General features: G+C 62.3%; 20 protein-coding genes. 15 read left to right on the forward strand and 5 right to left on the reverse strand.

Going from position 1 to position 21,081, the window contains the following annotated elements; all coding sequences use genetic code 11:
• Window positions 1-88: 88 nt before the first annotated feature.
• Window positions 89-868 carry a CHRD domain-containing protein gene (locus tag Y708_RS0118220; protein WP_028281037.1) on the reverse strand — a complete coding sequence of 260 codons (780 nt, stop codon included), beginning with the start codon at window positions 866-868 and terminating at the stop codon, window positions 89-91.
• Window positions 869-1,098: 230 nt separating this feature from the next.
• On the opposite strand from Y708_RS0118220, the gene Y708_RS0118225 reads away from it, so the two are divergent.
• Genes Y708_RS0118225 through Y708_RS26180 form a run of 5 tightly spaced genes read left to right on the forward strand, consistent with a single transcriptional unit; the run spans window position 1,099 to window position 5,137 of the window.
• On the forward strand, window positions 1,099-1,536 hold the full coding sequence (locus Y708_RS0118225) for a hypothetical protein (protein WP_343212991.1): 438 nt from the start codon (window positions 1,099-1,101) through the stop codon (window positions 1,534-1,536).
• Window positions 1,537-1,557: 21 nt separating this feature from the next.
• A complete protein-coding gene (locus Y708_RS0118230; protein ID WP_051479154.1) occupies window positions 1,558-2,394 on the forward strand; it encodes an exodeoxyribonuclease III in 837 nt (278 codons plus the stop codon).
• Between the two features lie 20 nt (window positions 2,395-2,414).
• Window positions 2,415-3,464, forward strand: a complete 1,050-nt coding sequence (gene trpS, locus Y708_RS0118235; protein ID WP_028281040.1) for a tryptophan--tRNA ligase — start codon at window positions 2,415-2,417, stop codon at window positions 3,462-3,464.
• Entirely contained in the window at window positions 3,454-4,086 is a 633-nt protein-coding gene (locus tag Y708_RS26175; protein WP_253905875.1) for a 2'-5' RNA ligase family protein, read from the forward strand. Before trpS ends, Y708_RS26175 begins: the two co-directional genes overlap by 11 nt.
• The gene (locus tag Y708_RS26180; RefSeq protein ID WP_051479155.1) at window positions 4,031-5,137 is read left to right on the forward strand and encodes a YihY/virulence factor BrkB family protein; all 1,107 of its coding nucleotides are present in this window, start codon (window positions 4,031-4,033) and stop codon (window positions 5,135-5,137) included. The genes Y708_RS26175 and Y708_RS26180 overlap by 56 nt, the downstream gene beginning before the upstream one ends.
• 58 nt (window positions 5,138-5,195) lie before the next feature.
• On the opposite strand, the gene Y708_RS0118250 is transcribed toward Y708_RS26180, so the two are convergent.
• From Y708_RS0118250 to sdhC, 4 genes are all read right to left on the reverse strand, one after another.
• Window positions 5,196-5,984: a succinate dehydrogenase iron-sulfur subunit gene (locus Y708_RS0118250; RefSeq protein ID WP_028281041.1), complete on the reverse strand. Its 789-nt coding sequence runs from the start codon at window positions 5,982-5,984 to the stop codon at window positions 5,196-5,198.
• A complete protein-coding gene (gene sdhA / locus Y708_RS0118255) occupies window positions 5,984-7,750 on the reverse strand; it encodes a succinate dehydrogenase flavoprotein subunit (protein WP_028281042.1) in 1,767 nt (588 codons plus the stop codon). Before sdhA ends, Y708_RS0118250 begins: the two co-directional genes overlap by 1 nt.
• 63 nt (window positions 7,751-7,813) lie before the next feature.
• Window positions 7,814-8,281, reverse strand: a complete 468-nt coding sequence (locus tag Y708_RS0118260; protein WP_028281043.1) for a succinate dehydrogenase hydrophobic membrane anchor subunit — start codon at window positions 8,279-8,281, stop codon at window positions 7,814-7,816.
• 5 nt (window positions 8,282-8,286) lie between these two features.
• Window positions 8,287-8,664 (reverse strand): succinate dehydrogenase, cytochrome b556 subunit, encoded by a 378-nt coding sequence (sdhC, locus tag Y708_RS0118265; protein ID WP_028281044.1) that lies wholly within the window; start codon window positions 8,662-8,664, stop codon window positions 8,287-8,289.
• Window positions 8,665-8,889: 225 nt separating this feature from the next.
• Here sdhC and Y708_RS0118270 point away from each other — a divergent pair, with 225 nt between their 5' ends.
• From Y708_RS0118270 to Y708_RS26190, 10 genes are all read left to right on the forward strand, one after another.
• A complete protein-coding gene (locus Y708_RS0118270) occupies window positions 8,890-10,029 on the forward strand; it encodes a mannose-1-phosphate guanylyltransferase (protein ID WP_028281045.1) in 1,140 nt (379 codons plus the stop codon).
• Between the two features lie 88 nt (window positions 10,030-10,117).
• Window positions 10,118-11,263 carry an amidohydrolase gene (locus Y708_RS0118275; protein WP_051479156.1) on the forward strand — a complete coding sequence of 382 codons (1,146 nt, stop codon included), beginning with the start codon at window positions 10,118-10,120 and terminating at the stop codon, window positions 11,261-11,263.
• A 127-nt stretch (window positions 11,264-11,390) separates the two neighbouring features.
• Window positions 11,391-12,425 carry an LLM class flavin-dependent oxidoreductase gene (locus Y708_RS0118280; protein WP_028281047.1) on the forward strand — a complete coding sequence of 345 codons (1,035 nt, stop codon included), beginning with the start codon at window positions 11,391-11,393 and terminating at the stop codon, window positions 12,423-12,425.
• A gap of 296 nt (window positions 12,426-12,721) precedes the next feature.
• The gene (locus Y708_RS0118285) at window positions 12,722-13,837 is read left to right on the forward strand and encodes a BMP family lipoprotein (protein ID WP_028281048.1); all 1,116 of its coding nucleotides are present in this window, start codon (window positions 12,722-12,724) and stop codon (window positions 13,835-13,837) included.
• A 165-nt stretch (window positions 13,838-14,002) separates the two neighbouring features.
• Entirely contained in the window at window positions 14,003-15,628 is a 1,626-nt protein-coding gene (locus tag Y708_RS26185) for an ABC transporter ATP-binding protein (RefSeq protein WP_051479157.1), read from the forward strand.
• A 113-nt stretch (window positions 15,629-15,741) separates the two neighbouring features.
• The gene (locus Y708_RS0118295; RefSeq protein WP_028281049.1) at window positions 15,742-16,926 is read left to right on the forward strand and encodes an ABC transporter permease; all 1,185 of its coding nucleotides are present in this window, start codon (window positions 15,742-15,744) and stop codon (window positions 16,924-16,926) included.
• On the forward strand, window positions 16,923-18,203 hold the full coding sequence (locus tag Y708_RS0118300; RefSeq protein ID WP_155853929.1) for an ABC transporter permease: 1,281 nt from the start codon (window positions 16,923-16,925) through the stop codon (window positions 18,201-18,203). The genes Y708_RS0118295 and Y708_RS0118300 overlap by 4 nt, the downstream gene beginning before the upstream one ends.
• A gap of 3 nt (window positions 18,204-18,206) precedes the next feature.
• Complete coding sequence (locus tag Y708_RS0118305) at window positions 18,207-18,635, forward strand: cytidine deaminase (protein ID WP_028281051.1); 429 nt, start codon at window positions 18,207-18,209, stop codon at window positions 18,633-18,635.
• 90 nt (window positions 18,636-18,725) lie between these two features.
• Window positions 18,726-20,012 carry a thymidine phosphorylase gene (locus tag Y708_RS0118310; RefSeq protein ID WP_028281052.1) on the forward strand — a complete coding sequence of 429 codons (1,287 nt, stop codon included), beginning with the start codon at window positions 18,726-18,728 and terminating at the stop codon, window positions 20,010-20,012.
• 349 nt (window positions 20,013-20,361) lie between these two features.
• Window positions 20,362-21,072, forward strand: coding sequence for a DedA family protein (locus Y708_RS26190; protein WP_081746997.1), 711 nt, complete (start codon window positions 20,362-20,364; stop codon window positions 21,070-21,072).
• Window positions 21,073-21,081: the final 9 nt, after the last annotated feature.

Here is a 21,081-nt window from a genome sequence, read left to right on the forward strand (position 1 = left end):
GGTGAGTATCAGAAGGGCGGCCGCCGCAGAGACTGCAAAGCCTCTGCGACGGCCGTTCTTAGAGCTGATCATAAAATCAGATCAGTCCTTATGCGCGGTCAGCTGCGCGGCGACGAACAACGTAGGTGCCGCCTACAGCAGCGGCCAGAACGAGGCCTCCACCCAGAGCGATCATTCCGAGGTTGTTGGTCTCCTGTGCAACGCCGGTGTCAGCGCCACCTTCAGGCATGGCGCCCATCTGCGAAGCAGTCACAACGCCACACAGTGCAGGCGAGGTTGCACCCAGTGGCAGAGCTGGGTCCAAATCGCTCTCAGCGTTGAACGCCTCTTCGGTAGCGGTCACGGTGGCTGGGTCCAGACCGTGGATGACTACTACTGCCGTGCCGGCTTCGAGGGAATCCAGGGTTTCTTTATTCATCTCGAAGGTGCGCTCGACGCTGTAGTTTCCGCCCTGGCCACCCAGTGTCAGGTCAAGACCTGCAGCTGCGCTGGTGTCGCCGCTGGTGGACAGAGTGGTGAGGATTCCACCGTATGAACCGGCGCCGTCCGTGGTGGAGACGATTCCGTCACCGTTCTCATCATTGTCGGCCGTGGGGCATTCGCCTGCGGCGCCACCGTGAATGTGCTGAACGTGCGGGTACGGTCCGTCCATGAACGTCTCGGCCAGGCCGGAAACCTGCAGGTTCACAGTGGCTTCCGTATCATTGATGTCCATCGTGAACGATGCTGTTCCGGTGGTTCCGCTCAGCTGGCCGAACTCGGCCGTGTAGGAACCATTGGCGTGGTCGGCCATGGCGGGAGCGCCGGCCATGGCGAGCATGCCAATGGAAAGGGCTGGTACTGCGAGGAGACGAGTGGTCTTGTTCATTGGGAGTTCCTCCATAGTGCGGTTAATGTCGCGCGCCGGGAAGGCCACGCATACTGTTACTTCGGAGTGGTGATCGTCACGGATTGGTGTAATCCCGCATACATTTTTAACCTAGCAACCGTTCGCCCGTGGTGGAAGACCCCACGGGCTGCTGGCTGGTTTGCGACAATGTGATTATGCAGCCACTGGGAAACACCGCAAAGCCCGAACGAAAAGGCCTCAGTCTTAGGATGGGCAGCGTCGGAATGGCCATCATGCTGGTGGTTTTCCTGGTGGCGGTGGTCTTCGCATCGAACCAGAATGATGTGGTCGGCTGGCTGGTAGTCATCGTTTCCTTGGGATGGCTACTCATCTTCAGTTTCGTGGTTTTCAGCCTCCGCTCGGCGGCGCGTAAGGCCGGAGCCCGGATCAACGAATTCAACCGTACGACCGGTGGAGGAACCGGCACAGGCACCTATGCAACGGACAACTCAGCACGCGACCTGAAACTGGACCACAGCTTCAAGATTGTGCAGGTCCAGGTCCGGGTCGTGCGGGATAACTTGGGCCAAGATCAAGACATGGTCGACCGGGCTCTGGAGACCATTGAGATCACGTCCCATAACGCGCGGAGCATGATGAAGAGGAACGACGACGACGGCCCTGTGGAGGGCACGGTCGTTGGCTGACGCTCCGGTAAGGTGGATCGGGTGAGTCAGGCATCCACCCCAGTAACCGCCAAACACCCCACAGCGCTTCGCATTGCGACGGTCAACGTTAACGGAGTCCGTGCCGCCTACAAGCGGGGAATGGCCAAATGGCTGGCCGAACGGGAGGTAGACATCCTGTGCCTCCAGGAAGTCCGGGCACCTGATGACGTTCTCCGCACACTCTTGGGGGATAACTGGCACGTCCTGCACGCCGAAGCGGAGGCTAAGGGACGCGCGGGCGTGGCAATTGCCTCGCGTCTTACGCCTACGGCCACCCGGGAGCACATCGGTGACGGCTACTTCGCTACCTCCGGTCGCTGGGTCGAGGCGGATTTCGACGTGAACGGGGAATCCCTGACCGTGATCAGCGCCTACGTGCACTCCGGCGAAGCGGCCAGCCCAAAACAGGTTGACAAGTACCGGTTCCTGGACCTGATGTGCGCGCGGATGCCGGAGCTGCGACAGACGCGCGATCATGCGCTGATTGTGGGCGACCTCAACGTCGGGCATACCACCCTGGACATCCGAAACTGGAAAGGCAACGTGAAGCGGGCCGGTTTCCTGCCTGAAGAACGCGCCTATTTCGACCGCTTTTTCGGTGACGAGTTCGGCTACGTGGACGTTCACCGCACACTTGCCGGAGAAGTTGATGGCCCGTACACCTGGTGGTCCTGGCGCGGCCAGGCCTTCGACAATGACGCCGGTTGGCGCATCGACTACCAGATGGCCACCCCAAAGCTCGCGGCAGCGGCGACAAGCGCCGTCGTCGACCGCGCACCAACCTGGGACACCCGCTTCTCCGACCACGCCCCTCTGGTAGTTGACTACCAGCTCTAGCTTTTGCAAGGACTTCGCACATGAACACTTCCACTGTTCCGGCACCCCGCCAGCGGGTGCTTTCGGGAATGCAGCCCTCAGGAAGCTCGCTTCACCTTGGCAACTACCTGGGGGCGCTAGTCCACTGGGTGCGCATGCAGGACGAATATGACGCGATCTACTTCATCCCCGATCTGCACGCGATCACGGTTCCGCAGGACCCGGCGGAACTGGCATCGCGCACCCGGGTGACCGCAGCTCAGTACATCGCCTCCGGCGTCGACGTGGAGAAGTGCACGCTGTTTGTGCAGTCTCAAGTCCCCGAACATGCGCAGCTCGCCTGGGTGCTGAACTGCCTTACCGGCTTCGGCGAGGCGTCGCGGATGACCCAGTTCAAGGACAAATCGCTGAAGCAAGGTGCGGATTCCACGACTGTTGGCCTGTTCACCTATCCCATCCTGCAGGCCGCGGATATCCTGCTGTACCAGCCGGAGGGCGTGCCGGTGGGGGAGGACCAGCGGCAGCACGTCGAACTCAGCAGGGACCTCGCGCAACGGTTCAATACGCGCTTCGGCCCAGTGTTTGTGGTGCCCAAACCGTTCATCCAAAAGGAATCAGCCAAGATCTACGATCTGCAGAATCCCACGGCAAAAATGTCCAAATCTGCAGGGTCGCCCAGCGGACTGATCAATCTCATGGATGAACCAAAGGTCACAGCAAAGCGAATCAAATCGGCGGTGACGGATGACGGTGCAGAGATCCGCTTTGATCGTGGGGAGAAGCCGGGCATCTCCAACCTCCTCACCATATACTCCCTGCTGACCGGCAAGAACGTTGACGACGTGGTCGGCCACTTTGAAGGCCGTATGTACGGCCATCTTAAAGTCGAACTCGCCGACGTTGTGGTGGATCATCTTGAACCGATCAGGACACGCGCACTGGAACTGCTGGCCGATCAGGCGGAGTTGGACCGGCTCTTGAATGTTGGAGCTGAGAAAGCGCGGAGCATTGCATCCGTGACCTTGGCGGACGTCTTCGCCAAAGTCGGATTCCTTCCCGCGCACACACACGACTCCGCAGGTGCCCCCTAATATTATGATCCAGCGCATCAGCGAAATCCGTTGCGGACGACCGGTTCCCGCCAGCGACCCGCGCGTTGCCGAAGACTGCGTAGGCGTGGTCATCGCCGTTCCGGAGCCCATTGCCGGGGAGCTCGAGCGATGGCGGGCGTCCTTCGGCGACCCGATGGCCGCCGTCGTACCGCCGCACATCACCCTGATCACCACCACGCCGGCCACCGACTGGCCCGCGACCATAGCGCACGTGCGCAGCGTGGCCACGATCCAACGGGAGTTTCCGGTCACCCTGAAAAGTACCGGAACCTTTCGGCCGCTCACGCCCGTGGTCTATATCAATGTGGCCGAAGGATTCGACTCGTGCGTGGATCTGCACACGAGGCTTCAACAGGGACCGCTGGAGCGGGAACTGGCATTTCCCTACCACCCCCATGTCACAGTTGCCCACGATGTCAGCGACGCGAGCATGGATTCCGCCGAGGACCAGCTGCACAGCTTCGAGGCTTCCTTCACGGTACGTACCATGGGACTGTACGAGCACGACACCTCCGGTGTGTGGAAACTGAAGGAAGAGCTGAGCTTTGGCCAAGTCGATCATCACCCGGACGGTCGCAGTGGCCAAGAAACAGACCGATAGCCCCCCGCACCCCAGCGACCTGGCCGACCTCAAACTCAAGGTAATTGACGCCAGGCGTGAACTAGGCAAGGCCAGACGCGGCGCTGACGGCGGCCCACCTGTTCTGGTTGCAACGCTGACCTACGTCCTGGCCAGGCTGTTCGTCATCCGCCCAGTCCGGGTCTTTCAGCTCTACAGCGTCAGGCGTGGCCCGCTGATGGCTGCCGGCATCGCCTACCGGATGTTCTTTTCCATCGCGTCCCTCCTGATTGCAGGGATTTCCATTCTCGGGCTGGTCGTCTCGGGCAATGTCGCGCTGCAGAACGTGATTGTCGACGCCGTCGCCTCCACCACTCCAGGCTTAATCGACACCGACCCCGATAACGGCGCCAGCGGAGGCCTGGTCACTGCCGACCAACTGTTCTCAGCCGACACAGGGCTGAGCGTCGCGTTGGTCGTCTCGACAATCGTCACGCTGATTACCGCCCTGGGCTGGATCGCGGGAGTGCGGGAAGGCATGCGCGGAATCTTCGCCCTGCCCCCCGTCGTGGTCAATCCCGTCCTGCTGAAACTCAAGGATCTGGGAACGCTGCTGGTGCTGGGGGTTGCGCTGGTCCTGACCACAGTGGTGGGCCTCGCCGCCAACACGCTGCTGGACGTGGTGTTCGACTGGCTCCAATTTGGCGACGCCGCCCGACCATTCACCTGGTTCGCGGGAGTCGTCGTGATGCTGGTATTGGATCTCGCCGTCGCGGTGATCCTGTTCCGCGGGGCCTCAGGCATCGAGATGCACCGGAAGAACCTGTTTCAGGCGGCGCTGATCGCAGCGGCCGGCAGCACCCTGCTGCGGACCTTCAGTACGCTGCTGCTTGGGAACGTGGACCGGGGCAACGCGCTGCTGGCACCGTTCGCCGTCATCCTCGGGCTGTTTGTCTGGTTCTTCCTGCTCAGCCAGGTGTACCTGCTGGCCGCGGCATGGGGCGCGATCGGGAAGGCCGACGCCGAGGCGGGGGTCCCACCGCGCCACAACCTTTCGCTGCGGCAGCAAAGCAGGGCGGCGAACCGCTCCTAGCACCCTCCGGCTGGCCCGAAGGCGTGGCTGGAGGGGGCAGCGGAGGGTGCCGGCTCGTTTAGATCTTGCGCGTGAGAATTGCCTGCTTGACCTCTGCAATGGCCTGCGTGACCTGGATGCCACGGGGGCATGCTTCAGTGCAGTTGAACGTGGTGCGGCAGCGCCACACGCCCTCTTTGTCGTTGAGGATTTCCAGGCGCATGTCGCCTGCATCATCCCGCGAGTCAAAGATGAAGCGGTGGGCGTTAACGATTGCTGCCGGACCGAAGTACTGTCCGTCAGTCCAGAAGACCGGGCAGGATGACGTGCACGCTGCGCAGAGGATGCACTTTGTGGTGTCGTCGTAGCGTTCGCGCTCCTCGGCGGACTGCAGGCGTTCCTTGGTCGGCTCATGGCCCTTGTTCACCAAAAACGGCATGATCTCACGGTAGGACTGGAAGAACGGCTCCATGTCCACAATCAGGTCCTTCTCCACCGGAAGGCCCTTGATGGGCTCCACCAGGATGGGCTTGGACGTGTCCAGATCTTTCAGCAGGGTCTTGCAGGCAAGCCGGTTGCGGCCGTTGATCCGCATCGCGTCGGAACCGCAGACACCGTGGGCGCAGGAGCGGCGGAACGAGACTGTGCCGTCGTGTTCCCACTTGACCTTGTGCAGGGCGTCGAGCACACGGTCCGTGCCGTACATGGTCAGCTGCCACTCGTCCCAGTGAACCTCGTCAGAGACCTCGGGGTTATAGCGCCTGACTTTGAGGGTGACATCGAAGGTGGGGATTTCTCCGCCTCCACCTATGCCGGGGGCCAGATCAACCTTGGAGGCCGGCTCTTTCTCAGCTGTTTCGGTGCTCATCAGTACTTACGCTCCATAGGCTGGTATCGGGTAAAGACAACAGGCTTGGTCTCAAGGCGAACACCGGAGGTGTCAGTCTTACTGGGATCCTTGTAGGCCATGGAATGGGTCATGAAGTTCTTGTCGTCCCGCTCCGGGAAGTCTTCGCGGAAGTGTCCGCCGCGGGACTCCTTGCGGTGCAGCGCGGCAGCAGTCATGACCTTGGCCATGTCCAGCAGGAAGCCCAGCTCCACTGCTTCGAGGAGGTCCAGGTTGAACCGTTTACCCTTGTCCTGCACGGTGACACGTGTGTAGCGTTCCTCAAGGTTGTCTATGACGCTCAGCGCTTCCTTGAGGGTTTTCTCGGTGCGGAACACCTGCACGTTGGCGTCCATGATGTCCTGCAGTTCCTTGCGGATCTGGGCCACACGTTCGCCTCCCTCGGAGCTGCGCATTGTGTCCAGCAGCCGTTCGGTTTCCACCAACGGGCTATCCGGGATCTCCACAAATTCCGCAGTTTGCGCGTACTCGGCGGCGGCAATGCCGGCCCGCTTGCCGAAGACGTTGATGTCCAGCAACGAGTTGGTACCCAACCGGTTTGACCCGTGCACGGAGACGCAGGCAACCTCGCCGGCGGCGTACAGCCCGGGAACCACCGTGGTGTTGTCCTGAAGGACCTCTGCCGAGATGTTGGTGGGGATTCCACCCATTGCGTAGTGCGCGGTGGGAAACACTGGAACGGGCTCGGTGTAAGGCTCCACCCCAAGATACGTTCGGGCAAACTCCGTGATGTCGGGGAGCTTGGCATCGATGTGAGCAGGCTCAAGATGGGTCAGGTCCAGCAGGACGTAGTCCTTATTGGGGCCGCACCCGCGTCCTTCACGCACCTCATTGGCCATGGACCGGGCCACAATGTCACGCGGCGCGAGGTCTTTGATGGTTGGGGCGTAGCGTTCCATGAACCGTTCACCCTCGGAGTTGCGCAGGATGGCGCCTTCTCCGCGGGCGGCTTCCGAAAGGAGGATTCCCAGCCCGGCGAGGCCCGTCGGGTGGAACTGGAAGAACTCCATGTCCTCCAGCGGGATGCCGCGGCGAAACGCGATGCCCATGCCGTCGCCGGTCAGCGTGTGGGCGTTGGAAGTGGTTTTGTAAACCTTGCCCACTCCGCCTGAAGCAAACACTATGGACTTGGCCTGGAAGACGTGCAGCTCACCGGAGGCCAAGTCATAAGAGACGACGCCGGCAACCCGCTTCTGCAGTTTCCCATCGATCTCCTCCTCTACGGTCAGAAGGTCCAGTACGTAGTACTCGTTGAAGAATTCGACATTGTGCTTGACGCAGTTTTGGTACAGCGTCTGCAGAATCATGTGACCGGTGCGGTCCGCGGCGTAGCAGGCGCGGCGGACAGGTGCCTTACCGTGGTCACGGGTGTGGCCGCCGAAACGACGCTGGTCGATGCGTCCTTCGGGAGTGCGGTTGAACGGCAGGCCCATCTTCTCCAGGTCCAGCACCGCGTCAATGGCCTCCTTGGCCATGATCTCGGCGGCGTCCTGGTCTACCAGGTAGTCGCCGCCCTTGATCGTGTCGAAGGTGTGCCATTCCCAGTTGTCTTCCTCCACGTTGGCCAAAGCCGCACACATTCCGCCTTGGGCTGCTCCCGTATGGGAGCGGGTGGGATAGAGCTTGGTCAGTACAGCGGTCCGTGCGCGCTGGCCGGATTCGATCGCGGCGCGCATACCTGCGCCGCCTGCGCCCACAATGACGACGTCGTACTTATGGACCTGCATACCTTTTGCTCTTTCTGTTGATCCTATGTTTGCCGCGGACGAACGCCGCGGCAGTACCGGCGGCTACGGCGCAGGGCAGTAATCCGCCACGTGCGCAACTCCGTCAATCACAGGGCAGGGGTCAAAGGTGAAGATCACCAGGGTCCCGAGGACGATGATCACTACGGTGGCCGAGTACAGAACGCTCTTAAGCCAGAATCGGGTGGAATCTTTTTCCGCGTAGTCATTGATGATGGTGCGTACGCCGTTGGTGCCGTGCAGCATCGCCAGCCAGAGCATTACCAGATCCCAGATCTGCCAGACGGGATCGGCCCATTTACCGGCCACAAAGCCAAAGTCGATTCCCTTGATGCCGTCGCCGTCGATCAGGTTGAGCCAGAGGTGGACGAAGATCAGGACCACCAGAACAATTCCGGACACCCGCATGAACAGCCAGGCGAGCATCTCGAAATTGCCTTTGGACGTGCCGGTGCGCTTGTACTGCGGGGAAACGCGGCCCGAGCGGGGAGCGTCAATTGTGGGAACGGCCATGACTTCTAACCTCCAAAGACAACTGCGAGATGACGGATGGAGAACGCAATCATGGTGACCAGCCAGAGCCCCACAACACCCCACAGCATCTGCCGCTGGTATTTGGGCCCCTTCTTCCAGAAGTCAATCAGGATGACGCGGAGACCATTAAACGCATGGAAGACAATCGCGCCAACGAGTCCCAGCTCGCCGAGCCCCATGATGGGATTCTTGTAGGAGCCGATCACGGCGTCATACGCCTCGGGGGAGACACGCACCAATGAGGTATCCAGGACGTGGACCAGAAGGAAAAAGAAGATCACTACGCCGGTAATTCGATGGGCAACCCACGACCACATGCCTTCACGGCCGCGGTAGAGGGTGCCTGCTGGTGTCTTCGACACTGAAAACCTCCCTGTGTCGCTTGGCGTTAGCGTGTTTGCCACGCAGATAGGACGCCGGTGCGAAAGCGATCTTTGCTCAAGCCTAATCTAGGCCGGGGGCAGGCAGTGTTCAATTTAGGCATTCCTACCTTGTGACCTTGTTAACAGCTACGGGAAACCTGCGCGGGTCCGGTGGCTTCGTCATCCTACGGCGCGGATTGGGCGCGCTGGTCTAACGTGGAACTGATGAGTACTGAAAGGGCGCACGCCCATACCCCAAGCAGTGTGTTCGATCGTTTCCACGGCGTCATTCCCGCCGGTGGAACGGGCACCCGCCTCTGGCCACTGTCCAGGGCGGCCGCGCCAAAATTCCTGCATGACCTCACCGGGTCCGGCAGCACACTGATCCGTGCCACCTACGATCGGCTGCGTCCGCTCTGCGGTGACCGCATCATGGTGGTCACTGGAAAGGTCCACCGCCGGGCAGTGCTCAAACAGTTGCCGGAAATCAAGGACTCCAACCTGGTGCTGGAGAGCGAGCCGAAGGATTCCGGCGCGGCCATTGGCCTAGCCGCGGCCATCTTGTTTAAGCGGGACCCGGATATCATCATGGGTTCCTTCGCGGCGGACCAGGTCATTGCCCCGGCGGAGGTGTTTCAGGCAGCCGTGCGTGAGGCCATCCATACCGCCGCAGAGGGTTACATTGTGACCATCGGCATCCGGCCAACCCACCCATCCACCGGCTTCGGCTATATCCGGGCCGGCGATCCGCTGTTAATAGAGGGTGCGCCCTCAGCGCACTCGGTGGTCGAGTTTGTCGAGAAACCTTCGGTGGGTGTTGCCCGTGAGTATTTGGACAGCGGCAAGTACAGCTGGAACGCCGGCATGTTTGTGGCCCCAGTGGCCTTGATGCTGAAACACCTCGAGGCCAATGAGCCCTTGTTGTACGCCGGCCTCACCGAAATTGCCGAGGCCTGGGACACTCCGTCCCGGGTGGAGGTGGCCCGCCGGGTGTGGCCGTCCCTGCCAAAGACCGCTATTGACTATGCGGTCGCGGAGCCGGCGGCGGCTGCCGGGGACGTTGCCATGATCCCGGGCGATTTCAGCTGGGACGACGTGGGGGACTTCGCCGCCATTGGCCGCCTGAACCCCGCCATGGAAAACAGCGAACTCACAGTAATGGGCGAGGGTGCGAGGGTCTTTTCCGAGAACGCCTCGGGCATTGTTGTCTCCGACACCAAGCGGGTGATCGCGCTGATCGGGATTGACGACGTCGTTATTGTGGACACCCCCGACGCACTTTTGGTGACCACTAAAGAGCACGCACAGGAAGTAAAAAAAGCTGTCGAAGCCCTCCGCGCAAGCGGCGATATTGATGTCCTGTAGTGCCCGCAGAAACAGTAAGCTTGGTCCCGTGCAAAGAACCCCCACCGAGACGTTGACCGTTCCCCACATTGGCGTGTGGGTGGCTCCCATGCTGGACGAGTTGACCCGTTTCAGGCGCGATATTCACGCGCATCCGGAACTGTCCCACAAGGAGTACCGCACCACCGACCAGCTGGTTGAGCGGCTGGAACTGGCTGGCCTGCGCCCGGTTCGGCTCGAAAACTCGGGACTGTATGTGGACATCGGAGACGGACCTCTCCGCCTGGGGTTGCGCGCAGACATCGATGCGTTGCCCATCCTCGAAGAGACGGGACTGCCATACGCCTCTTCGAACACGGGAATAGCGCACGCCTGCGGGCACGACGTCCACACCACGGTGATGCTCGGCGTCGCGCTGGTTCTCGGAAAGCTGCATGCGGACTCACCCATGCGCGGATCGGTCCGGGTTATTTTCCAACCAGCTGAGGAAATCATCCCCGGCGGTGCGCTGGACGTCATCTCCCAGGGCGTACTCAGGGATGTGCCGCGGATCCTTGCCCTGCACTGCGACCCCCGTATTGACGTGGGCCTTGTTGGCACACGCATCGGCGCCATCACTTCGGCATCGGACACGGTCCGGGTGGAGCTGACCGGCAGGGGAGGACACACCTCACGGCCGCACCTTACTGAGGACGTGGTGTTTGCGCTGGCGCACATCGCAGCCAACGTTCCTGCTGTACTGGCGCGCCGGATCGATGTGCGCAGCGCCGTCTCGGTGGTCTGGGGACAGATCCATGCGGGTTCTGCGCCCAACGCCATTCCCGCCCACGGCTTTATGGCGGGAACCATGCGCTGCCTGGACGGCGAAGCCTGGGAGTCGGCGGGGGACCTGCTGGATCACACGGTGCGTCAGATCGCTGCTCCCTTTGGGGTGGACGTCAAGATCGAGCACATCCGGGGAGTGCCGCCGGTCATCAACTCGGAAGCCGAGACCGGATTGATCGAAGCCGCGGCCCGCGCCGAACTTGGGCCCGACGCCGTCGTGCTGACTCCGCAGTCCATGGGCGGCGAAGATTTCGCCTGGATGACCCAGGAGGTTCCCGGCGCCATGATGAGGCTGGGCACGCGGACACGGGGCGGCGAAACCTTCGATCTGCACCGGGGGGACTACGCGCCGGACGAGCACGCAATCGGCTGCGGGGTCCGTGTGATGACCGCCGCGGCGCTGCGGGCGGTGCTGGGGCTGCGGCACTAATCACCCATCGACTGTGCGGAAATGACCTTTTCGGGTCCGAAATCTGGTTATTTCCGCACAGTGGATGCGGCGGCTGCAGGAATGAGCGCATCGGGAATCTCCGGGACGGCGCCGGAGTTACGCCAACGTGAGCAACTCCCTTTCCTCCCGTGTCCCGCTGTCCGTCCTCGACCTCGCCACCGTCGGCAAGGACCGCACCAGTGCCCAGGCCCTCGCCGACAGCACGGTCCTGGCCCAGGAAGCGGACCGGCTGGGCTTCCACCGCTTCTGGGTGGCCGAGCACCACAACATGCCCTCGGTGGCGTCGACCAGTCCGGCGGTGCTGATCGCCCATCTTGCGGCGAACACCGCGAGGATCCGGCTTGGCTCCGGCGGCGTCATGCTGCCCAACCACGCACCGTTTGTGGTCGCCGAACAGTTCGCACTGCTGGAAGCACTGCACCCCGGGCGGATTGACCTAGGGATCGGCCGGGCACCCGGAACCGACCAGGCAACCGCTATGGCCCTGCGCCGGCAGACCGACGGACTGGGAGTCGAGGAATTCCCGCAGCATGTCCTGGAAGTCATGGCCCTTCTCGGGGACAACCGCACGCCCGACCGCCCGATGAGGCTGGCAGCCACGCCCGCGCCGTCGTCGTCGCCCGATGTCTGGCTGCTCGGATCCAGCGGCTACTCGGCGCAGCTGGCAGGCATGCTGGGACTTCGCTACAGCTACGCCCACCATTTCGGCAACGAGGACCCGGGCGCAATCATGCGGTTGTACCGCTCAAACTTCCAGGCATCACCGGCGCTCGCCGAACCCTACGCGATGCTCGCGACCTCCGCGCTAACCGCCGGGACGGAGGAGGAGGCGCACTTCCTTGCCGGTCCCGCCCGGATCATGGCGCTCTCCCTGCGATCCGGCCAACCGGCGCCCATCGTGTCGCCTGAAGAGGCAGACCGGCCGTTCACCGATCAGGAGCGTTTGATGCTCGACCGCCTTCCTGCCATCAAGTCGGTGGGTACACCGGAACAGGTCACTGCACGGCTGGATGAACTGGTGGAGCTAACCGGCGTCAACGAGCTGATGATCACCGGAACCACGTACGACGTCGGCACGCGGGTCGCGTCGCTGTCGCACCTCGCCGAGACATGGAGCCGCGAACCGGCGGACGCACGCTGATCCCCGCAGGCCGAAGTCACCCCCGATAGCCGAGGTCACCCCGCACACGGGGTGATCTCGGCCGTTGCGTACCCGCAGGTAACAAAAGCTGAACGATGTGTTTCACGGCCGTGCCTTTGGTAGTGTGCCCCGTCACTCGCGGTTAGAGTAAGCTCATCATCGAGTCACGCCAACGGCGGGGCCGGCGCCACGAAAAAATCAGTGAAAACAGAGCTTCAATCACGCAAGCGTGCATTGCAAACGGACACTCATTGAAATCTTCAGTCGTGGGGCTAATTTTCTTTTCTGGAGGAACATTGAAGAATTCACGGAGCTTCATCAAGCGCCGCACCGGCATGTCCGCGGCGGCCCTGGGCGCAACAGCGCTCCTGTTGGCAGGCTGTGGCGCTGCGCCGCCGGCCGACAACGGGGGCGGAGCAAGCGAACCCGCAGCCGAGCCGGTCGATTACACCGGCTGCATTGTTTCCGACTCGGGCGGCTTTGACGACCAGTCGTTCAACCAGTCCAGCTATGAAGGCATCCTGGCTGCCGAGGAATCCCTCGGTATCGAGATCCAGCAGGCCGAGTCCCAGGCCGAGACCGACTTCACTCCGAACGTCAACTCGATGGTCACCAGCGGCTGCGACCTGATCGTCACCGTCGGATTCCTGCTGTCCGCCACCACTGCAGAAGCAGCCGAGGCCAACCCGGACACCAACTTCGCCATTGTCGATGACAGCCAGATCGACCTTCCCAACGTGAAGCCCATCATCTATGACACGGCCCAGGCCGCGTTCCTCGCCGGTTACCTCGCGGCAGGCACCTCCGAGACCGGAACCGTTGCCACCTACGGCGGCATCCAGATCCCCACCGTCACCATCTTCATGGACGGGTTCGCTGACGGTGTTACCTACTACAACGAGCAGAAGGACGCCGATGTCCAACTGCTCGGCTGGGACAAGGAAGCACAGACCGGAACGTTTGTCGGTGACTTCGTGAACCAGGCAGCAGGCAAGACCAACACAGAGAACTTCATCAACGAGGGCGCCGACATCATCATGCCGGTGGCGGGACCCGTGGGTCTCGGCACCATCGAGGCCGTTGAGGAAGCCAACGCCGAAGACGGTACGGCCAAGGTTATTTGGGTTGACTCCGATGGATTCCTGACGGTTGAGTCCGGCACCGAATACATTCTCTCGTCAGTGATGAAGCTGATGGGCGAGGCAGTTGAGCAGGTCATTTCCGAGGATGTCGAAGACAACTTCAGCAACGAGCCCTACGTCGGGACGCTGGAAAACGGCGGTGTTGCGCTCGCGCCGTTCCACGATCAGGAAGACGCTGTGTCGGATGAACTGAAGGCCGAACTGGAAGAACTTCAGGCAGCCATCATCGCCGGTGAAGTGACTGTGGAGTCAGAAGCCAGCCCCCAGTAGTCCCGCTACAATCACGTAGTTGAACGCGCCGCCCGCTCCATTGGAGGGTCAACAAATCCCCCCCGGAGCAGGCGGCGTGTTTCGCGTTACGGTTGAACTGACAGCAGTTGATGGCGCGCTCGACGGCTTGCGCGCATCCCATAAGAGGACAGGTTGGTTAGGGTTGTGAAACTCGAACTGCAGGGAATCACCAAACGTTTTGGATCCCTCGTTGCCAATGACAGCATAGATTTGGTGGTCAATCCCGGCGAAGTGCATTGCCTTCTCGGTGAGAACGGTGCCGGCAAATCGACCTTGATGAACGTGCTCTACGGCCTGTATGAACCGACCGAGGGCCGCATTCTGGTTGACGGCCAGCCGGTGACCTTCAGGGGACCAGGGGATGCCATGGCCGCTGGGATCGGCATGGTGCACCAGCACTTCATGTTGATTCCGGTATTTACGGTGGCGGAGAACGTCGCGCTTGGCGATGAATACACCCGTGCCGGAGGCCTGCTGGACCTGGAAAAGACCCGCGCTAAGATCAGGGAAATCTCCGACCGCTACGGTTTCAATGTCGATCCGGACGCCCTGATCGAGGATCTTCCGGTGGGCGTACAGCAGCGCGTCGAGATCATCAAGGCACTGGTACGCAAGGCCGAAGTCCTGATCCTGGACGAACCCACCGCCGTCCTGACGCCGCAGGAAACCGATGAACTCATCCAGATCATCGAGGAACTCAAAGGCAACGGCACCGCAATCGTCTTTATCTCCCACAAGCTGCGTGAGGTCAAAGCGGTCTCCGACATCATCACCGTGATCCGCCGCGGAGCCGTGGTGGGCACGGTGGAGCCAACCGCCAGCACCAGCGACCTCGCGTCGATGATGGTGGGCCGGCAGGTCAGCCTGAACCTTCATAAGGCCCCGGCCACCCCCGGGGAGCAGACCTTCCAGGTGCGAAACCTGACAGTGGCGGCGCCGAGCGGCCAGAGGCTGGTGAACAACGTCAGCTTTGATATTTCCGAAGGCGAGATCCTCGCCATCGCCGGTGTGCAGGGCAACGGGCAGACCGAGCTCACGGAGGCGATCCTCGGCCTCCACCCGCACGCCACAGGATCAGTGACCCTCAAGGGCAGGGAACTGCTGGGTATGAAGGTCAAGGACATCATCCGGGAAGGGGTGGGGTTTGTTCCAGAAGACCGCAAGATCGATGGCCTCGTGGGCAGCTTCTCCATTGCCGAGAACATGATCCTCAACTGGTACAACGAGCCACCCTTCGCCAAGGGCATGGCCATGAAACCGTCGGTCGTGTTGCAGAACGCCGTCGAGAAGGTTGCAGAGTTTGACGTTCGCACGCAATCGGCGGAGGCAGCAGTGAGCACCCTGTCCGGCGGAAACCAGCAGAAGGTGGTCCTCGCGAGGGAGCTGTCCAGGCCCCTTAACCTGTTCATCGCATCCCAGCCCACCCGCGGCGTGGACGTTGGCTCCATCGAGTTTCTGCACAAGCGCATCGTCAAAGAGCGCGACGGCGGCACCCCGGTCATGATCGTGTCCACCGAGCTGGATGAAATCAGCGAACTGGCGGACCGCATTGCCGTTCTTCACGGGGGAGAGCTGATGGGCATAGTGCCGGGAAACACCTCCCGCGATGTGCTGGGCCTCATGATGGCTGGCACCACCGCGGAGGACGCATTGACACAGAAGTCCGCAGCCGCCGTGGCAACAGACAGCGCGAACGACGACGACGGCGCGCAGCACGGACGGCGCGCAGCATCAGAGCCCACAACGCACAGCGCGGAGGAGAACCAGTGAGCGCGGACGATCAGGCACACAGGACAGTTTCCGCTGGCGCAACATCCCCGGACCCGGAGCAGGACGGGCGAAAGCCTGCGGCTGAAAACCGCTCGCAGACCGTTCTCCGGCAGATTCTCGGCGGAAGCTCACTGGTGGCGATCCTCGCCGTCGTGCTGTCCATCATCCTGGGCGGCATCCTCATTGCGCTCACCGATGAGCGGGTATCGGAGACGGCGTCGTACTTCTTCAGCCGGCCCACCGATATGCTGGTGGCCGCCTGGGAGGCCGCAAGCGGCGCCTACATCGCATTGTTCCAGGGTGCCGTGTTTAATCCGCGGGCCGACTCGCTGGCCCTCATGTTCCGCCCGCTGACCGAAACGCTCACTGTCGCCACACCCCTGATCCTCGCGGGACTTGGCGTGGCGATCGCCTTCCGGGCCGGGCTGTTCAACATCGGCGCCCAGGGCCAGATCATCCTCGGCGCCACCTTTGCCGGCTGGGTGGGATTCACCTGGCACCTGCCCTTCGGCCTGCACCTGCTGCTGGTGGTTCTTGCAGGTTTCATCGGCGGCGCGCTCTGGGGGTTTGTTCCCGGCATCCTTAAAGCCCGCACCGGAGCCCATGAGGTCATTGTGACCATCATGATGAACTACATTGCCATCTACCTGGTGGGATATCTGCTGAGTACCCCGGCGTTCCAGAATCCGGGATCCTCGAACCCGATCAGCCCGCGGCTCGATGACTCGGCGCTGCTACCGCAGATCCTGGGTCCGCAGTTCCGCCTGCACCTCGGCTTCCTTGTTGCCATCGCCGCCACCTACGGGGTGTGGTGGATCCTGAACCGTTCAACCGTTGGATTCGAGTTGCGTGCCGTGGGGGCCAATCCGTTTGCCTCCCGGACCGCGGGAATCAGCGTGACCAAGGGATACGTCGTCGTCATGGTCCTGGCTGGAGGCCTGGCCGGTCTGGCAGGCGTGGCACAGGTCGCCGGAACGGAGAGGGTGCTGACCGGTGGCATCGCGGCGAGCTTCGGGTTTGACGCGATCACTGTGGCGCTGCTCGGCCGGTCGCATCCCTGGGGCGTGTTCTTCGCCGGGGTGCTCTTCGGCGCCTTCCGTGCCGGAGGTGTACAAATGCAGACCGTGACGGGAACGCCCATCGACATTGTGCTTGTGGTCCAGTCGCTGATTGTGCTGTTCATCGCGGCGCCGCCCCTGGTGAAGGCGATTTTCCGCATCGACCAGAAAAAGAAGGCCAAGACGCCCCGCAGGGATAATAAGGGGCGCAAGGCCGAGGCAGCCGGAGGTGCGGCATGAGCATGGCAGCAACAGTGACTGACGTCAGGCCGTCAGGCACCTCCAAAAACTGGAAGGCACCCATCGGATTTGGGATTGGTGCCTTGATGGCCATCCTGGTGTTTGCCATCGGCGGACCGGCAACCACAGCCGTCTTCCGGGTCTCGGACGACTCCGACCGTTTCCGCCTTGCCGACATCGCCCTCCCGGCGGACGTGGTGGGCTGGGTGGTGGCAGTGGCGCTCGCCGCCATCGCCGCGTATTCGTTCCTGCAGGTCCGCAAAGGGGAGTCCCTGAACCGCTGGTACGGCATTGCCTACGCAGTCCTGTTTGTGGTGGGGTTCCTTACCTGGGTTGTGGGAATCGCCGAGCGTCCCTCCATCTCCCTCGCGGGACTGATAGCCGGGTCGGTCACACTGGCCATACCGCTGATTTTCGGTTCCCTGTCGGGAGTGCTGTGCGAGCGGGTAGGCGTTGTGAATATCGCCATCGAAGGGCAGTTGCTTTCCGGCGCGTTTGCTGCGGCCGTGGCCGCTTCGGTGTCCGGCAATGCGTACGTGGGACTGTTCGCTGCCGCGTTCGCGGGAATGCTCGTCTCCACCATCCTTGCGGTTTTCAGCATTAAGTACCTCGTGAATCAGATCATTGTGGGCGTTGTGCTGAACGTGCTGGTCTCCGGTCTCACAGGCTTCCTTGCCTCAACGCTGCTCAGCCGCGATTCAGCGACGTTCAACTCGCCCCCGGGCCTGCCGGACATCAGCATCCCGCTGCTTGCCGACATCCCCGTCATTGGCCCCATCCTGTTCAAGCAGAGCATTGTCGGCTACCTGATGTACGTTGCGGTGATCGTCATCTGGATTGGCCTGTACCGCACCCGCTGGGGACTGCGGATGAGGGCCGTTGGCGAGCACCCACAGGCAGCGGACACCATGGGCATCAAGGTCAACGCAACCCGCTTCTGGAACGTGTTGCTGGGCGGTGCCGTTGCGGGCTTCGGCGGGGCGTTCTTCACCCTCGTTTCGGTCAGCACCTTCACCCGGGACATGACTGCCGGGCAGGGTTACATTGCCTTGGCGGCGCTCATCTTTGGCCGGTGGAATCCCATCGGCGCATTCTTTGCCGCACTGCTGTTCGGCTTTGCCACCAACCTGCGTTTTGTGCTCTCCATCATCGGAACCGACGTACCCAGCCAGTTCCTCGCCATGCTGCCCTACATTGTGACAATCCTTGCCGTCGCCGGCCTGGTGGGGCGTGCCCGGCCGCCGGCCGCAAGCGGCGTGCCGTACGTGAAGGAGTAGGACATGACGACGGCGGCGCAGGATTCCGCGCGGGATCTTCCGTGGGAGGAACTCACCAGGGCAGCAACTGAGGCTATGGGACGGGCCTATGTTCCCTACTCGAACTTCCCCGTCGGTGCGGCAGCTCTGACCGAGGACGGCCGGATTGTCTCCGGCTGCAATGTGGAGAACGCCTCCTACGGTCTGACCCTCTGTGCCGAGTGCTCGCTGGTCAGCCAGTTGCAGATGACCGGTGGTGGGAAACTCGTGGCGTTCAGTTGCGTGGACGGTGCGGGTAACACCCTGATGCCCTGCGGACGCTGCCGTCAGCTCCTGTACGAGTTCCGCGCCCCGGGGATGCTCCTGCTCACGGTCAGCGGAATCAAGACCATGGAAGAGGTGCTGCCCGATGCGTTTGGGCCCGAACACCTCACCGACAATTCTGCCCAGTGAGTAGGCCGACTCGGTGGGCATAACTGGACATGCCCACTGAGCAGGCCGACTCGGTGGGCAGCTGTGTTGGAAGAACCGAAGGAAACAAACATGACTGAACTTTTTGACGCCGTCGACATTATCCGCATCAAACGCGACAGGGGCACACTGACCCCGGAGCAGATCGACTGGACCATCGACGCCTACACCCGCGGAGCGATCGCGGACGAACAGATGTCCGCTCTGAACATGGCAATCCTGCTTAACGGCATGGATCGTGCAGAAATAGCCCGCTGGACTGCCGCGATGATTGCCAGCGGCGAACGAATGGACTTTTCCGCACTTGGCAAAGCGACCAGTGACAAGCATTCCACCGGGGGAGTGGGGGACAAGATTACCCTTCCTCTTGCCCCACTGGTGGCTGTGTTCGGTGTCGCCGTGCCGCAGCTGTCCGGCCGCGGGCTGGGCCACACCGGGGGAACACTGGATAAGCTCGAATCCATTCCGGGCTGGCGGGCACACCTGTCCAATGATGAGATGATGCGCCAGCTCGCCGACGTCGGTGCCGTGATCTGCGCCGCGGGAACCGGCCTGGCACCGGCGGACAAAAAGCTCTACGCCCTGCGGGACGTGACGGGCACTGTTGAGGCGATACCGTTGATCGCCTCTTCAATCATGAGCAAGAAGATCGCCGAAGGCACCGGTTCGCTGGTCCTGGACGTCAAGGTGGGCAGCGGTGCGTTCATGAAGAACGAGGACCAGGCGCGCGAGCTCGCTGAGACCATGGTGGCGCTCGGTAAGGATGCCGGGGTCAACACGGTGGCGCTGCTGACCAACATGTCCACGCCGCTGGGACTGACGGCCGGTAACGCCATCGAGGTCGAGGAGTCCGTGGAGGTGCTCGCCGGCGGCGGGCCGGCGGACGTAGTGGAGCTGACGATCCGCCTGGCACAGGAAATGCTGGAGTGTGCAGGCGTCCATGACGCAGATCCGGCCGCGGCGCTCAGGGACGGCCGGGCGATGGACGTCTGGAACCGCATGATCGAAGCCCAGGGAGGCGATCCACGGGCGGTCCTTCCCACAGCGAAAGAGTCCGAGACGGTCTACGCACCGGCCGACGGCGTGGTTGTCGAGCTTGACGCTTTGGCTGTGGGAGTGGCGGCCTGGCGCCTCGGCGCGGGACGTGCGCGCAAGGAAGACGCAGTCCAGGCCGGGGCAGGTGTGCGGCTGCACGCCAAGCCCGGCGCCGTGGTGCGGACCGGCGAGCCGCTGATGACGCTCCTGACGGACACCCCAGAGAAGTTTGAGCGCGCCAGGGAAGCCCTGGAGAACGCCGTCGTCATCGCTCCTCCCGGCTCGCGGCCGGCGCAGCAGCTGATCATCGACCGTATCTCCTAACCCCATAGGCATCGACTCTCCCCATACTGACGTTCTCAGAGCCGAAAATGCCCTGAGAACGTCCATTTGGGGAGAGTCGATGCAGGTTCAGGGGTCATCCCACGGGGGGAGAGGCCCCGGCGCAGAGATCAGCCGATCGGGGGACGCGGACGCCGGCGCCACCAGCCTAACCTTGAAAATAGGTTGGAACCGGGCATTTCCGGGGGCGTCTCAGGGTTTTACCCCATGGCGGCGCCCTATGGATGCTGGCATCGTTAATTAGGTCAACGCCCGCCAACCGGTGGAGCCATCGCCTGACACAGCTACCCCAAGGAGCGCAGTGGAAGTCTTCAACACCGTCGTAAGCGGTATGAGTGACTTTATCCTGAGCACTGCCGAGCAACCCTGGGTTTACCTGCTGGTCTTTGTGTGCTGCACGGTGGACGGGTTCTTTCCCCCGTTTCCGAGCGAATCGGTGGTGGTGGGGCTCGCTTCGCTGGTCATCACGCAGGGCGTCCCGAACCTGTGGCTGCTGATTTTGGTTGCTGCACTGGGGGCGTTCGCCGGGGACAACATTGCGTACGCGATCGGCAAGGGGATAGGTACTCAGCGGTTTCGCTGGATGCGCCGGCCACGGGCGCAGAAATCCTTTGAGTGGGCTGGATACGAGCTGGAGAAGCGTGCCGCGTCCCTCATCCTGGTCGCGAGGTTCATTCCGTTTGGCCGCGTGGCCGTCAACCTCACGGCGGGCGCAACAGAATACTCGCGCAAGCGATTCGTGGCGCTGACGGCGCTCTCCGCAGTTGCGTGGGGCAGTTACTCCGTGGGCATCGGGGCGCTGGCGGGCGCGTGGTTTGAGGACCATCATCTGCTGGGCGTCATGGTGGCCATTGGCATCGCGGTGCTGATCGGCATTGTGGTGGACCGCATCATCACCCTGGTCCGTGGCAATACGCCCGTGCATCCCAGGCCCCAACCGCTGCGAAGTTCGCTGCTGGGGCTGGACAGCGTCAACCACGTCCCCGTCGATGCGACCTCTGACGTTCCGGTGGAGATTCCCAAACCCGGCCCGGCGGCTTGAGCAAGTAGG

It is taken from the genome of Arthrobacter sp. H5, from assembly GCF_000520595.1.
Taxonomy (GTDB): domain Bacteria; phylum Actinomycetota; class Actinomycetes; order Actinomycetales; family Micrococcaceae; genus Arthrobacter_D.